This is a genomic window from Hyalangium gracile (genome assembly GCF_020103725.1).
Classification (GTDB): Bacteria; Myxococcota; Myxococcia; order Myxococcales; family Myxococcaceae; genus Hyalangium; species Hyalangium gracile.
On sequence record NZ_JAHXBG010000004.1, the window covers coordinates 183074 to 197333 of the forward strand.

11 protein-coding genes are annotated in these 14260 nt (G+C 70.0%); 7 read left to right on the forward strand and 4 right to left on the reverse strand.

Going from position 1 to position 14260, the window contains the following annotated elements; all coding sequences use genetic code 11:
• The first annotated feature begins 83 nt into the window (after positions 1-83).
• Genes KY572_RS09655 through sufT form a run of 7 tightly spaced genes read left to right on the forward strand, consistent with a single transcriptional unit; the run spans position 84 to position 6342 of the window.
• On the forward strand, positions 84-563 hold the full coding sequence (locus tag KY572_RS09655; RefSeq protein WP_224242252.1) for an SUF system Fe-S cluster assembly regulator: 480 nt from the start codon (positions 84-86) through the stop codon (positions 561-563).
• Positions 563-1999 carry a Fe-S cluster assembly protein SufB gene (gene sufB / locus KY572_RS09660; RefSeq protein WP_224242253.1) on the forward strand — a complete coding sequence of 479 codons (1437 nt, stop codon included), beginning with the start codon at positions 563-565 and terminating at the stop codon, positions 1997-1999. The genes KY572_RS09655 and sufB overlap by 1 nt, the downstream gene beginning before the upstream one ends.
• 2 nt (positions 2000-2001) lie before the next feature.
• Positions 2002-2778, forward strand: a complete 777-nt coding sequence (sufC, locus tag KY572_RS09665) for a Fe-S cluster assembly ATPase SufC (RefSeq protein ID WP_224242254.1) — start codon at positions 2002-2004, stop codon at positions 2776-2778.
• On the forward strand, positions 2775-4103 hold the full coding sequence (gene sufD, locus KY572_RS09670) for a Fe-S cluster assembly protein SufD (RefSeq protein ID WP_224242255.1): 1329 nt from the start codon (positions 2775-2777) through the stop codon (positions 4101-4103). The genes sufC and sufD overlap by 4 nt, the downstream gene beginning before the upstream one ends.
• On the forward strand, positions 4100-5329 hold the full coding sequence (locus tag KY572_RS09675) for a cysteine desulfurase (protein ID WP_224242256.1): 1230 nt from the start codon (positions 4100-4102) through the stop codon (positions 5327-5329). The genes sufD and KY572_RS09675 overlap by 4 nt, the downstream gene beginning before the upstream one ends.
• Complete coding sequence (gene sufU, locus KY572_RS09680; protein WP_224242257.1) at positions 5326-5778, forward strand: Fe-S cluster assembly sulfur transfer protein SufU; 453 nt, start codon at positions 5326-5328, stop codon at positions 5776-5778. Before KY572_RS09675 ends, sufU begins: the two co-directional genes overlap by 4 nt.
• A 9-nt stretch (positions 5779-5787) precedes the next feature.
• Entirely contained in the window at positions 5788-6342 is a 555-nt protein-coding gene (gene sufT, locus KY572_RS09685) for a putative Fe-S cluster assembly protein SufT (RefSeq protein ID WP_224242258.1), read from the forward strand.
• Positions 6343-6355: 13 nt separating this feature from the next.
• Here the strand turns inward: sufT and KY572_RS09690 are convergent, their stop codons facing one another.
• The 4 genes from KY572_RS09690 to KY572_RS09705 form a co-directional block, all read right to left on the reverse strand.
• Positions 6356-7663: a hybrid sensor histidine kinase/response regulator gene (locus KY572_RS09690; protein WP_224242259.1), complete on the reverse strand. Its 1308-nt coding sequence runs from the start codon at positions 7661-7663 to the stop codon at positions 6356-6358.
• 486 nt (positions 7664-8149) lie between these two features.
• Entirely contained in the window at positions 8150-9454 is a 1305-nt protein-coding gene (locus KY572_RS09695) for a hybrid sensor histidine kinase/response regulator (protein WP_224242260.1), read from the reverse strand.
• Between the two features lie 148 nt (positions 9455-9602).
• The gene (locus KY572_RS09700) at positions 9603-10268 is read right to left on the reverse strand and encodes a type 1 glutamine amidotransferase domain-containing protein (protein ID WP_224242261.1); all 666 of its coding nucleotides are present in this window, start codon (positions 10266-10268) and stop codon (positions 9603-9605) included.
• A 161-nt stretch (positions 10269-10429) separates the two neighbouring features.
• On the reverse strand, positions 10430-14206 hold the full coding sequence (locus KY572_RS09705; protein ID WP_224242262.1) for a tetratricopeptide repeat protein: 3777 nt from the start codon (positions 14204-14206) through the stop codon (positions 10430-10432).
• Between the last annotated feature and the right edge of the window lie 54 nt (positions 14207-14260).

Below are 14260 nucleotides of genomic sequence, written 5' to 3' on the forward strand. Positions count from 1 at the left end.
TTAATGTGGACCGATTTAGTACGGTTTAAGTAGAGAGGCGCCGCGAGCCCGCGGAGTGCCCCGCGCACAGGAGAGGAAACCGGATGTTCCGGATGAGCAAGATGACCGACTACGGCCTGGTGCTGCTGACCGAGCTGGCTCGGGACGAGGGCGCCACGCGCACCGCCCGCGAGCTGGCGGAGGCCACCCGGGTTCCTCTGCCCTCGGTGAGCAAGGTCCTCAAGGGGCTGCAGGGCGCCGGGGTGCTGGTGTCGCACCGTGGCGCCACGGGCGGCTATGGGCTGGCCCGGCCGGCCGCCGCCATCCCGCTCACGCAGATCATCACCGCCCTGGAAGGGCCCGTGGCCATCACCGAGTGCGTGCAGCACACCGGCACCGAGCCGGCCTGCGAGCTGGAGTCCGTCTGCCGCGTCCGGGGCCACTGGCGCGTCATCAACCAGGCCATCCATGACGCGCTGGGCCGGCTGACGCTGGCCGACCTGTGCGCCCCCACCCCGCGTGTCGAGCGCCTCGTCGGGCTGAACCTGCCCACGCGCCCGACCACCACCGGAGGGCTCTCCTGATGAGCACCGAGACCATTCAAGAGCTGACGCGGCGCCAGTACCAGGCTGGCTTCGTCACGGCCGTGGAGTCGGACACCCTGCCGCCCGGGCTGAACGAGGACGTCATCCGCCTCATCTCCGAGAAGAAGGGCGAGCCGCAGTTCCTCCTCGACTGGCGCCTCAAGGCCTACCGCCACTGGCTCACCCTGAAGGAGCCGCGCTGGCAGAAGGTGCAGTACCACCCCATCGACTACCAGGCCATCCGCTACTACTCGGCGCCCAAGCAGAAGCCCAAGCTGGACAGCCTGGACCAGGTGGACCCGGAGATTCTGCGCACCTACGAGAAGCTCGGCATCCCGCTGGAGGAGCAGAAGCTCTTGCAGAACGTCGCGGTGGACGCGGTGTTCGACTCGGTGTCGGTGGCCACGACGTTCAAGGACAAGCTGGCCAAGGCGGGCGTCATCTTCTGCTCGTTCTCCGAGGCCGTGCGCGAGCACCCCGAGCTCATCCAGCGCTACCTGGGCTCGGTGGTGCCGTACTCGGACAACTTCTTCGCCGCGCTGAACTCGGCCGTCTTCAGCGATGGCTCGTTCTGCTACGTGCCCAAGGGCGTGCGCTGCCCCATGGAGCTGTCCACCTACTTCCGCATCAACGCGGCGGACACGGGCCAGTTCGAGCGCACCCTCATCGTCGCGGACGAGGGCGCCTCGGTGAGCTACCTCGAGGGCTGCACCGCGCCCATGCGCGACACCAACCAGCTGCACGCCGCCGTGGTGGAGCTGGTGGCGCTGGACGGGGCCAACATCAAGTACTCCACCGTGCAGAACTGGTACCCCGGCGATGCCGAGGGCCGTGGCGGCATCTACAACTTCGTCACCAAGCGCGGCATCGCCCACAAGCGCTCCAAGATTTCGTGGACGCAGGTGGAGACGGGCTCGGCGATTACGTGGAAGTACCCCAGCGTCATCCTCAAGGGGGATGACTCGGTGGGCGAGTTCTACTCGGTGGCGCTCACCAACCACCGGCAGCAGGCGGACACCGGCACGAAGATGGTGCACCTGGGGCGCAACACCCGGAGCACCATCGTCTCCAAGGGCATCTCCGCCGGCCACGGGCAGAACACCTACCGCGGGCTGGTGAAGGTGACGAAGAACGCCGAGGGCGCGCGCAACTACACCCAGTGCGACTCGCTCCTCTTGGGCAGCAAGTGCGGCGCCCACACGCTGCCCTATATCGAAGTGAAGAACGCGTCCGCGCAGGTGGAGCACGAGGCGTCCACGTCGAAGATTGGCGAGGACCAGCTCTTCTACTGCCAGCAGCGCGGCATCTCGAAAGAGGACGCGGTGTCGATGATCGTCAACGGCTTCTGCCGGCAGGTCTTCAAGGAGCTGCCCATGGAGTTCGCCGTCGAGGCGCAGAAGCTGCTCGGAGTGAGCCTGGAAGGGAGTGTGGGGTAGACATGCTGCTGAGCGTTCGCAATCTGCACGCGCGCATCGGGGACAAGGAGATCCTCAAGGGCATCGACCTGGAGATCCAGCCGGGCGAGGTGCACGCCATCATGGGCCCGAACGGCTCGGGCAAGAGCACGCTCTCCCAGGTGCTCGCCGGCCGCGAGACGTACAAAGTCACCCAGGGCGAGGTGCGCTTCGACGGGAAGGACCTGCTGGCCCTGTCGCCCGAGCAGCGCGCCACGGCGGGCGTGTTCCTCGCCTTCCAGTACCCGGTGGAGATTCCGGGCGTGGGCAACCTCCACTTCCTGCGCACGGCGCTCAACGCGCAGCGGCGCACCCAGGGGCTGGAGGAGCTGGACGCCATGGACTTCCTCTCGCTGGCCAAGGAGCGGATGAAGCTGGTGCAGATGGACCAGGGCTTCCTCAACCGCTCCGTCAACGAGGGCTTCTCCGGCGGCGAGAAGAAGCGCAACGAGGTGTTCCAGATGGCGGTGCTCCAGCCGCGCCTGGCCATCCTCGACGAGACGGACTCGGGCCTGGACATCGACGCGCTGCGCATCGTCGCGGGCGGAGTGAACGCGCTGCGCTCGAAGGACCGGGGCATGCTCGTCATCACCCACTACCAGCGGCTGCTGGACTACATCGTCCCGGACAAGGTGCACGTGATGGCGGCCGGGCGCATCGTCCTGTCCGGCGGCAAGGAGCTGGCGCTGGAGCTGGAGAAGAAGGGCTACGCGTGGGTGGAGCGGCTGGCTCCGCAGGCGGGACGGGAGGCACGCCCGTGAGCGCGGGGCTCCAGCACTACCTCGACGTGGCCCAGCGCTTCCAGGCGGAGCAGGCCGCGAGCTCGCCCCTGTGGCTGCGCACGCTCCGGGAGCAGGGCCTCGAGCAGCTTTCGCGCCAGGGCTTCCCCACGGCGCGGCACGAGGACTGGAAGTACACGGATGTGGCGCCCATCGTCTCGCGGCCCTTCGCGCCCCTGGCCGTGGGCTCGAAGGTGGAGCTCCAGGCGCGGGTGGCGCAGCTCGCGCTGCCGGGGCCCCGGCTCGTCTTCGTGGATGGCCGGCTCTCGCCGGAGCTGACCTCCCTGGAGGGGCTGGCCGCCGGGGTGACGGTGAAGCCGCTGCGTCAGGCCATCCGGGAGGACGCGGAGGCGCTGGAGGCGGTGCTCGGCCGGAGGGCTCGCGCCGAGGCGCACCCCTTCGTCGCGCTCAACCTGGCGCTCCTGGACGAGGGGGCCTTCGTGCACGTGCGGCCGGGCGCCGTGGCCCCGGGCCCCGTGCAGCTCGTCTTCCTGGCCTCCGGCGCGGACGCGACGCCGGTGCTCTCCAGCCCGCGCGTGGTGGTGGTGGCGGGCGCCAACAGCGAGGCCTCGCTGGTGGAGCTGTACGCCGGAGCGGAGGGCAGCGCCTCGTTCACCAACGCGGTGACGGAGGTGGTGCTCGGCGAGAACGCGCGGCTGCACCACTACAAGCTCCAGGTGGAGCCGGACGCGGCCTTCCACGTCGCGAGCCTCCACGCCGAGCAGGCGCGCGACAGCCGGCTGGCCTCCCACGCCTTCGCGCTGGGCGGGGCGCTGGCGCGCAACGAGGTGAGCTCGGTGTTCGCGGGCGAGGGCGGCGAGTGCGTGCTCAACGGGCTCTATGTCGGGCGCGGCACGCAGCACCTGGACAACCGCACGGACCTGGACCACGCGATGCCTCGCTGCACCAGCCGCGAGCTGTACAAGGGCGTGCTGGATGGGCGCTCGCGAGGCACCTTCCACGGGCGCGTGCTGGTGCGCCCGGACGCGCAGCGCACGGACGCGAGCCAGACGAACCGCAACCTCCTGCTCTCGGAGGAGGCGCTGGTGGACACGCGCCCGCAGCTGGAGATTCTCGCGGATGACGTGAAGTGCGCGCACGGCGCGGCGGTGGGTCGGCTGGACGAGCAGGCTCTCTTCTACCTGCGGGCCCGGGGCATTCCCAAGGCCGAGGCGGAGCGGCTGCTCACCTACGCCTTCGCCAGCGAGGTGGTGGGCGCGGTGCGCCTGGAGCCTCTCCGGGCCCGGGTGGAGCAGATGCTGGCGGCGCGGTTGCCGGGCGGAGCCTGGCGGGAGGTGGTGGCATGAGCGGGGCTCGACTCAACGTGGCGAAGGTGCGCGCGGACTTCCCCATCCTCCAGCAGGAGGTGCGGGGCCGGCCGCTGGTGTACCTGGACAGCGCCGCCTCCGCGCAGAAGCCGCGGGCGGTGATTGACGCCATCACGAACTTCTACACGCACGACAACGCCAACGTGCACCGCGGGGTGCACTTCCTCTCCGAGCGCTCCACCGTCGCCTTCGAGGCCGCGCGCGAGAAGGTGGCCCGCTTCCTCCACGCGAAGGACTCCAAGGAGATCGTCTTCGTGCGCGGCACCACCGAGGCCATCAACCTGGTGGCGCAGACCTTCGGTCGCAAGAACATCGGCCCGGGCGACGAGGTGCTCATCACCGGCCTGGAGCACCACGCCAACATCGTCCCCTGGCAGATGCTCTGCGAGCAGCAGGGCGCGAAGCTCAAGAACATCCCGGTGAACGCGGACGGAGACCTGGCTCTGGACCGGTTGGACGAGCTGCTCACGCCGCGCACCCGCATCCTCGCGCTGACGCACGTCTCCAACGCGCTGGGCACGGTGGTGCCGGTGAAGGAGCTCATCCGCCGGGCGCACGCCAAGGGCATCCCGGTGCTGGTGGACGGGGCGCAGGCGGTGACGCACTTCCCCGTGGACGTGGTGGACCTGGACTGCGACTTCTACGCCTTCTCCGGGCACAAGCTCTTCGGGCCCATGGGCATCGGCGTCCTCTACGGCAAGAAGGAGCGCCTGGAGGCCATGCCTCCGTACCAGGGCGGCGGGGACATGATCCTCTCCGTGACGATGGAGAAGACCCTCTACAACCGAGTGCCCTACCGCTTCGAGGCGGGCACGCCGGACGTGGCGGGCGCGGTGGGGCTCGGCGCGGCCATCGACTACCTGGAGCGGGTGGGCATGGAGGCCATCGCGGCGCATGACCGCGAGCTGCTGGCCTACGCGGAGGAGGTGCTGGGGCGCGTGCCGGGCATCCGCATTCTCGGCCACGGCCGCGAGCGCTCCGGCGTGGTGTCCTTCGTGATGGAGGACATCCACCCGCACGACATCGGCACCATCCTGGACCGCGAGGGCGTGGCCGTGCGCACGGGCCACCACTGCGCCCAGCCGCTGATGCAGTGCTTCGGCGTGGCCGCCACGGTGCGCGCCTCGCTGGCGCTCTACAACACGCGCGAGGACGTGGACGCGCTGGTGCAGGGGCTCCACAAGGTGCGGGAGGTGTTCGGATGAGCTCGGACCTGCAGGACCTCTATCAAGAGGTGGTGCTGGACCACGGCAAGCGCCCGCGCAACTTCCGCGAGGTGGAGGGCGCCAACGCCCGCGCCCTGGGCCACAACCCGCTGTGCGGTGACCAGCTCACCGTCACGCTGAAGGTGGAGGACGGGGTCATCCGCGACGTCGGCTTCCAGGGACAGGGGTGCGCCATCTCGCGCGCGTCCGCGTCGCTGATGACGGGCGCGGTGAAGGACCGCACGCGCGAGGAGGCAGAGCAGCTCTTCGAGCAGGTGCACAAGCTGGTGACGGAGGGGCCGGCCGAGGTGGACACCGAGGCGCTCGGCAAGCTGGCCGTCCTGTCTGGAGTGAGTGAGTTCCCGGCGCGGGTGAAGTGCGCGAGCCTCGCGTGGCACACGCTGCGCGCGGCGCTCCGCGGTGAGGCGGAGTCGGTCTCCACGGAGTAGGGAGGGCGCATGAGAGGGCTGGTCGTCATCGAGCACGAGTGCGAGGCCACGCTGATCCCCAGCGGGGATCGGGTGATGATCCCCGCGGGCACGGACCTGCGCGTGATGCAGACGCTGGGCGGCAACGTCACCGTGCAGTCTGAGTCCACCGGGCAGCTGCTGCGCATCGACGCCAAGGACGCGTCCGTGCTGGGGCCGGAGTATGCCGAGGCGCCCAAACCCCCCGAGCCCGAGCCGGCGGCGGACGGCGCCTTCGACGAGGAGCGCGTCTGGGAGCAGCTCCGGACGGTGTACGACCCGGAGATTCCGGTGAACATCGTGGAGCTGGGGCTGGTGTACCAGTGCAAGGCCACGCCGCTGCCCGAGGGCGGTCAGCGCGTGGACATCGAGATGACGGTGACGGCGCCCGGCTGCGGCATGGGCCCGGTGCTCGTGGAGGACGTGCGGCGCAAGGTGTCGAGCGTCCCCGGCGTGAAGGAGGCCCACGTGGAGCTGGTGTGGGAGCCGCCCTGGGACCAGAGCCGCATGTCGGAAGTGGCGCGGCTCGAGCTCGGATGGATGTAGCGCCCTCGGGCGCTCACACGGGGGCTGGAGAAGGCGTCGCCAGATCGGCGGGGGCCTGAGGAAGGAGGACGCGGAAGGTAGCGCCCTTGCCGGGGGCGGAGTCGACGGTGATGTCGCCACCCAGGCCCAGGACGATGCCGTAGCAGACGCTCAGGCCGAGGCCTGTGCTGGAGCCCATGCGCTTGGTGGTGAAGAAGGGCTCGAAGACGCGGCCCAGGTGCTCCGGGGCAATGCCCTTGCCGTTGTCCTGGACTTCGATGACGACGCGGCCGTCCTCCTGAAGGCCGGTGGCCACGCGAAGGGAGGGAGCAGAGGAGGCCTCCTTGAGGGCCTGGGCGGCGTTGGCCAGCAGGCCGAAGAACACCTGCTGCAGGCCGTTCTCGCTGGCGAACACGGGAGGGACGTTCTTGAAGTCGCGCACCAGCTGGACGTCGGAGGCCAGCAGCGAGCGCACCTCGCCCAGGGCGTGCTCGAGCACCTCGTGGACGTTGACGCGGGTGCGAGGGGCCTCGTCCAGGCGGGAGAACAGCTTGATGTTCTGGATGATGCGGCGGATGCGCTCGGCGCCCTCGTAGGACTCGGCGCACACCTCGCGCAGCTCCTGCATGTCGTTGGGCGTGAGGCTGGAGGCCTCCAGCTGGGTGCGCAGGTAGCCGAGGTTGGCCAGGATGAAGCTCAGAGGGTTGTTGATCTCATGAGCCAGGCCGGCCGACAGGCGCCCCAGGGCCTCCAGGCGCTGGGACTGGACGAGGCGAGCGTTGGCGAGGGTGAGCTGGTGGGTGCGCTCCTCGACGGCGCGTGTGAGGTCCTCGAGGTGGAGGCGGTTGGTGCGAAGCAGCTCCCACTTCTCGGTGAGGGCGAAGGCGAGCTGGCGCACCTCGATGCCGTCGAAGGGCTTGCGAAGGATGAGCAGGCGCTGGGACAGGCCGAGCCTGAGCATCATCTCTTCCCAGGAGTAGTCGGCGTAGGCCGAGCAGATGACGACCTGGATGTCGGGGTCATCCTTCCAGATGCGGGAGGTGGTCTCCACGCCATCGATGCCCGGAGGCATGCGGATGTCGATGAAGGCCAGGGCGTAGGGCTTGCCCTGCTGGCGGGCCGCGCGCGCCATCAGCAGCGCCTCTTCCCCCTGGAACGCCGAGTCCACCTCGAAGCCCGGCAGCTGGGTGGCGGCCTCCGCGTGGCCGAAGAGATCCGCCTCCATCGCGTCCAGCGAGTCGTTGGCCACGGGAGGCGAGAGGATCTTCCGGAAGTCCTGGTGGATGGTGCGGTTGTCGTCCACCACCAGGATGCGGCGGTTGGGTGAACCGGGAGTGCTCACGACCTGACCTCCTCGTCCGACAGTGGCCACCCCATGCGCAGGCGTTGGGCCTCGGGGACGGACCGGACTCGAATGCTCAAGCGCTTCTCCTGTCTCTGACTTTCCACCAGCGCGTGCCGCGCGTTGCTCGACGAGTTGATTCGGATCTGGAGCAACTCGTGCCGGTTGATGACGGTGGGCGGGACAGTACCGTAGTTGCGTTGCCTGGGGCGCCAGTGCTGGCCGCCGCGAGGGCTCTCGACGTGCGTGTTCATCACTCGCCCCCCGGCAGTGCGCTGCGTCGTCTCGATGGCTTTGTGTTCGCCATGTCCCCTGGGCGTGCTTGCAGGGCTCCATCCCCACAACCCACCTGCACACCACGATTTTGTTCTGAAGATGACAGTATCTTCAAAGACCCCGGTAACTTTCGAGGGCCTTGAGGATGGGGGGACAGGTGGGATTCAGCCGCTCACCGCCGGATTGTCCCAAAAGACATGGGATGAAGACCTACCCAGGGGTCGTATGTGGGTGTTCCACGGCAGCCTGAGGAAGGAGGACGCGGAAGGTAGCGCCCTTGCCGGGGGCGGAGTCGACGGTGATGTCGCCGCCCAGGCCCAGGACGATGCCGTAGCAGACGCTCAGGCCGAGGCCTGTGCTGGAGCCCATGCGCTTGGTGGTGAAGAAGGGCTCGAAGACGCGGCCCAGGTGCTCCGGGGCAATGCCCTTGCCGTTGTCCTGGACTTCGATGACGACGCGGCCGTCCTCCTGAAGGCCGGTGGCCACGCGAAGGGAGGGAGCAGAGGAGGCCTCCTTGAGGGCCTGGGCGGCGTTGGCCAGCAGGCCGAAGAACACCTGCTGCAGGCCGTTCTCGCTGGCGAACACGGGAGGGACGTTCTTGAAGTCGCGCACCAGCTGGACGTCGGAGGCCAGCAGCGAGCGCACCTCGCCCAGGGCGTGCTCGAGCACCTCGTGGACGTTGACGCGGGTGCGAGGGGCCTCGTCCAGGCGGGAGAACAGCTTGATGTTCTGGATGATGCGGCGGATGCGCTCGGCGCCCTCGTAGGACTCGGCGCACACCTCGCGCAGCTCCTGCATGTCGTTGGGCGTGAGGCTGGAGGCCTCCAGCTGGGTGCGCAGGTAGCCGAGGTTGGCCAGGATGAAGCTCAGAGGGTTGTTGATCTCATGAGCCAGGCCGGCCGACAGGCGCCCCAGGGCCTCCAGGCGCTGGGACTGGACGAGGCGAGCGTTGGCGAGGGTGAGCTGGTGGGTGCGCTCCTCGACGGCGCGTGTGAGGTCCTCGAGGTGGAGGCGGTTGGTGCGAAGCAGCTCCCACTTCTCGGTGAGGGCGAAGGCGAGCTGGCGCACCTCGATGCCGTCGAAGGGCTTGCGAAGGATGAGCAGGCGCTGGGACAGGCCGAGCCTGAGCATCATCTCTTCCCAGGAGTAGTCGGCGTAGGCCGAGCAGATGACGACCTGGATGTCGGGGTCATCCTTCCAGATGCGGGAGGTGGTCTCCACGCCATCGATGCCCGGAGGCATGCGGATGTCGATGAAGGCCAGGGCGTAGGGCTTGCCCTGCTGGCGGGCCGCGCGCGCCATCAGCAGCGCCTCTTCCCCCTGGAACGCCGAGTCCACCTCGAAGTTGAGCGCCTGCTCCGGCTGCTCGGACTGCCCGAAGAGGCTGGCCTCCATCATGTCCAGCGTGGAGTCGCGCGAGCGATCCGGACAGAGGATCTTCCGGAAGTCCTGGTGGATGGTGCGGTTGTCGTCCACCACCAGGATGCGGCGGTTGGGTGAAGCGGATGTGCTCACAACCTGACCTCCTCTCCTGGGCCGGGTGACGGGGGGCCACGCAGCAAGACCCGGGGATTGTGGTCAGGAATCGCCGACGACTTCAAAGCGAAGAAAAGGTTTTCCAGGCACCTATTCTCCGTGCTGGCCGTTTTCACTTCTGGGAAGATTACACGGCCAGTGCCCCGCGCTCGCGAAGCTTGTAGCCGAGCGCGGCGACCGCCAGCCCCCCCGCGAGCCAGCGCAACCAGGACCGAGCCTCCTTGGGGCGCTCCCGGAGCTGGGATGCCGGGAGGTGCTCGGCGAAGAGCGAGACCATGGCCTTCTCGAAGGCCACCAGGTCGTGCGGCCCCCGGCTGGAGACCCAGGTGCCGTCGCGGACCACCGGGGTGTCCTCCCAGATGGCGCCCGCGTTGCGCAGGTCGTCCTGGATGCCGGGCCAGGAGGTGATGCGCCGCCCGCGCACCAGGTCCGCCGAGGCCAGCAGCCACGGGCCGTGGCAGATGACGGCGACGGGCCGCCCGAGCCGCTCGAAGTCGAGGACGAACTCCCGCGCCAGCTCGCTCTGGCGCAGCAGGTCCGGGTTGACGAAGCCGCCGGGGAGCAGCAGCGCGTCGTAGTCGGCCGCCTTCACCTCTCGGAGCGTGGCGTCCACGCCCACCTTCTTGCCGGGCAGCAGCAGGTTCATCCCGCGGATGGAGCCCGCCCGCAGCGAGATGATCTCCACCCGCGCGCCCTCGCGCCGCAGCTTCTTCACCGGACGCGTCAGCTCCACCTGCTCGAAGCCATCCGCCGCCAGCACCGCCACCCGAAGCCCCTTCAGCTGCTTGCCCATCGGCCCTCCCAAAGGAACGCGCTCCGGGTCCACCGAAGCGCCTCCCTGACTCTGGGGATGGAGCCGGGGAGGGGGAATGGGGCATGGGGAGCCGGGCAGGCGAGGGCCCCGCGCCCTCCCAGCGCCCCAGGGGGACAGGTGGCCCTTCGTGGGAGCCCCCACTAACGGGTGAGGACCAGATCCCTCGTCTGGATGAGGTCCACGTCGCCGGCGAACTGGGCGAAGGCGTCGTAGTCCTTGGGGTAGACGCGGTTGCGCGGCAGCCGCATGCCCTCCAGGAACGTCACCACGTTGCCCTCCTGCTTCTCCGAGCGCACGAAGCGGCCGAAGCGGCCCTTCACCTCCAGGGCGGCCTGCGGGTCCTGCAGCGTCCAGCCCGCCGGCAGGGTGAGCGTCGTGCGGTTGTTGCTGGCCTCGGAGTCCTCGAGGAACAGCGGCGTGTCGCGGGAGCTGAGCTGCACGTAGCGCCGGCCGAGCATGGCCGGGAAGGTGACGGGCCCCAGCACCATGCGCTTGTCCTCGATGCGGGCGAAGCGCGGGACGTTGAACTCGTAGCGCAGGGTGAAGGCGGCCCCCACCTGCTCGGGGTGATCCAGCTTCACGGACGTCAGCTCCGCGCCGCCGAAGTACCGGGTGACGGCGCCCTGGAGCGCCTGCTTGCGGCTCTCGGCGGAGAGGGCATCGAAGGCCTCGGCGAGCTGCGCGCCCGTGAAGCCCATGTACACCTCCTCGCCCTGGGCCACGAGCGTGCCGTCCGGCTTGAGCTCCAGCTTGAGGTCCACCTGCTTGTTGACGCGCTCCACCAGCGGCGGCGTCTTCAGCTTCACCAGGGGCCGGCCCGGCTCGGGCAGCAGGTACACGTCCCGCTCGCCCATGGCGTTCTCGGGCAGCTCGCCGAAGGGCCCGAAGCGCACCGTGGTGTCCACCCACACGGGCTCCTCGCCGGGCACCTCCACGTGCAGGCCCACGTAGGAGATGAGCGTCTCGGTGGGGAAGAGGTAGGGCGCCGGATCCGCGGAGAAGGGGCGCACCGCCGCCAGCCGCACGGGGATGCCCAGCGACTCCAGGGAGGCCTTGAGCAGCATCAGCCGGCTGCCCCGGTCCTGCGCCAGCGTGGAGATGGCCGACTGCGCCAGCCCCACGTCCCGCCCGGGGATGCGCTGCATGATGGCCGCGTGCAGGGCCTTCACCGCCTCCAGGCCCGACACGCCCTCCGTCACCTTGCGGGCGAAGGCCTGGACGTCCGCGTTCCACCGCGTCCGGTCGTGGAAGGAGTCCGCGTAGATGGCCGCCATGCGATCATTGCCCGTGGTGCCCGCGCCGACGATGACGAAGGGCAGGTACTCGTTGGAGGACCAGGGCGCGTCCGGCTCGGGGATGAAGGGCGGCACCTTGCGGGCCTCGTGGAAGAAGATCTCCACGTCCCCCTTCGTCTCGGGCGGGTTCACCTTCAGCCCGTGCGCGTCCACGCGCATGCCGGTGCCCTTGGGCGCCACCACGGTGTAGGTGGCCCAGTTGTTGGGCAGGTTGGCCACCTGGAAGAAGAAGGCGGACGCGGCGAAGCCCGGCTGCGCGGGGCCGCGGCCCGACTCGGAGAGCAGGTACTCCACCTCCACGTAGTCCCCCACGTTCACGCCCGGCAGGCTGATGTTGTCCTTGCCGGCGATGTTCTCCGGCTCCAGCACCGTGCCGTCCGCCTTGATGGTGCGCAGCGCCAGCACCTGGGCGTTGTTGGGCAGGTTCACCTCGGCGATATCCTCGATGCCGTTCTGCTCCAGCGCCTTCTGGATGGTGTGGATGCGGTTGACCAGCGTGCCGTCCGGGAACACCTGCACGGCGGCCGCGTCCAGCACGAACGTGGCGGCGGCGTTCTCCTCTCCGCGCGCCGACTCGTAGGCCGCGATGGCCGCCTTGCCGTCGACGGCGTAGTCCTGCAGCACCTCCTTGCCCGTCTTCGCGCGAATCACCGCGCGGCGCAGGGACAGGTCACTGCCCTCGAGCGACAGGGCCTTCTCGCGCAGCGCGAGCGCCTCGGCCGGGGCCCCGGCGTACTCGCGCACGTCCGCCAGCCGCTTGTAGAAGAAGGCGAAGCGGGGCCACTGGCGCACCAGCTCCTTGAGCGTGGCCGCGGCGTCGTCGTAGCGGCGCAGCGAGACGTAGAGGTTCGCCAGGGTGGCGCCGGTGCTCACGTTGCCCGGGTCCCTCGCGAGCATCTCCGCGTAGAGCTGGGCCGCGGTGGCCAGGTCTCCCCGCTGGCGCGCGTGCTCGGCCACCCGGGCCTGCGAGTTGGGGCAGCCGGCGAAGTCCGCGACGAGCTGCTCCATGAGCTCCGAGGCGTCCCGCCGGCGGGCCAGGCTGTAGCGCAGCGACAGCGCCTCGCACAGCTTGGGCTGGGCCTCGAGCGCCGCGGAGAGCGCCTCCTCGGCCTGCGCATCCACCTGGAGCGCGATGGCCGCCCGGGCGCGCAGCATCTGCAGGGGGTAGCTCTCCGGGCCGGCGATCTCCAGGGCCGTCTTCAGCACCTCCTGCGCGGAGATGGGCTGGCTGTCGCTCAGGGCCAGCTCGGCGCGCAGCAGCAGCGCGGACACGTCACGCGGATCCTTGGCGAGCACCGCCTCGAGATCCCTCGTGGCCCGGCCGCGCGACACCTTGGTGGGCACGGAGCGATCCTGCGCGGCCAGCTCCGCGCTCAGCATGAGCAGGGCCGGGGTTCCGCGCGCCGCGTCTCCCAGGCTCGCCAGCAGCAGTCGGGTGCCGTCGGGATCCCGCCCCACGCCGTCCCGCGCCGCCAGGTAGGTGGCCAGCAGCCCGCCCACCTCGGACTCGAGCGCGGCCGCGAGGTCCGCCGCGGTGGGGTAGAAGTTCGGAGCCTGGAGGGCGGCCGGCGCCTCGCCCGTCCAGGAGGGAGCGGGCCCCGTGGCGGCGGTGAAGCGCGCGTCCGACGGGCGGCCGTCCGCGCGCGGCAGGGTGAAGGAGATGGTGCCCGTGGCGCTCTCCTTGATGAGCTTCACCACGAAGCGGTGCTTGCCGGGGGCCAGCGTCACCGCGCGGCCGTTGACGGTGGACTCGGCGCGGCTGAAGGCGCGGCGCTCGAAGAGCAGGGCGCCGTCCAGCAGCACCTTGAAGGAGGAGGTGGCCACGGAGCGCGCCAGGTAGACGCCGCCCTCGGTCACCTCCGCGTCGAAGGCGAGGATGTACACATCGCTCTCGGCCGGCTCTCCCTCCAGCCGGTGCCTGCCGTCCGGAGCCTGCAGGGTGCGCGGCGTGAGCGGGCCGTAGGGGCCGGTGAACGGGCCCGCCAGCGAGCCGTCCTTCTCCGGCGGGGTGATGTCGTCGAAGGACAGCACGTGGAAGGGCGAGAACGGACCCACGAGCGTCGCCACGTGGGCGGCGCCCACGTCCTGGACTCCGGCCGCCGTGCCCTTGGCGTCGCCGCGCACCAGGTGGACGCCCATCTGGCAGCCGCGCAGCAGCTGGGCGGCCTCGCCCGTCGCGCCCGCGTCGAGCGCCTTCTGGGTGCCCTCGAGGATCAGCTTGTCCAGCTCGGGCGAGGTGCCCACCTGGTCGAGGATGTAGCGGGTGGCGGGCACGGCGAGCGGGTGGTTGGGCGCGCGCGCCACCAGCGCCAGCATCGCGGCGAGGGCCCGGTCCATGGCGCCCACGCGCCGCGCGAGCAGGCTCTGCCCCATGAGGGCGTACGGGTCACCCGGGTCCTTGGCGATCGCGGCGTCGAAGCGGGCCTGCGCGGCCTGGGCGTCTCCCTGCACCAGGTACGCATGGAAGCCCGCGAGCGCGAGCGTGCGGGCCTCGCCGCCGCCCTTCTGGGCCTGCTCGGCGGCGTTCTCGAGGAGATCGGTGGCGGACGGGGGACGGCGCGGGCAGCCGGTCAGGCCGGCGACGAGGGCGAGCAGCGCAAGGAGGCCGCGAGAGGTACGCATAGGGCCCGAAGGGATAATGCAATCCCTCGGGCGCGGCTACATCTGCATGCAGGG

What these genes read in the sequence shown, in the direction of transcription:
- KY572_RS09655 (WP_224242252.1), top strand. Translation starts at nt 84, where the DNA reads ATGTTCCGGATGAGCAAGATGACCGACTACGGCCTGGTGCTGCTGACC.
- sufB (WP_224242253.1), top strand. Translation starts at nt 563, where the DNA reads ATGAGCACCGAGACCATTCAAGAGCTGACGCGGCGCCAGTACCAGGCT.
- sufC (WP_224242254.1), top strand. Translation starts at nt 2,002, where the DNA reads ATGCTGCTGAGCGTTCGCAATCTGCACGCGCGCATCGGGGACAAGGAG.
- KY572_RS09675 (WP_224242256.1), top strand. Translation starts at nt 4,100, where the DNA reads ATGAGCGGGGCTCGACTCAACGTGGCGAAGGTGCGCGCGGACTTCCCC.
- sufU (WP_224242257.1), top strand. Translation starts at nt 5,326, where the DNA reads ATGAGCTCGGACCTGCAGGACCTCTATCAAGAGGTGGTGCTGGACCAC.
- sufT (WP_224242258.1), top strand. Translation starts at nt 5,788, where the DNA reads ATGAGAGGGCTGGTCGTCATCGAGCACGAGTGCGAGGCCACGCTGATC.
- KY572_RS09700 (WP_224242261.1), bottom strand. Translation starts at nt 10,268, where the DNA reads ATGGGCAAGCAGCTGAAGGGGCTTCGGGTGGCGGTGCTGGCGGCGGAT.
- KY572_RS09705 (WP_224242262.1), bottom strand. Translation starts at nt 14,206, where the DNA reads ATGCGTACCTCTCGCGGCCTCCTTGCGCTGCTCGCCCTCGTCGCCGGC.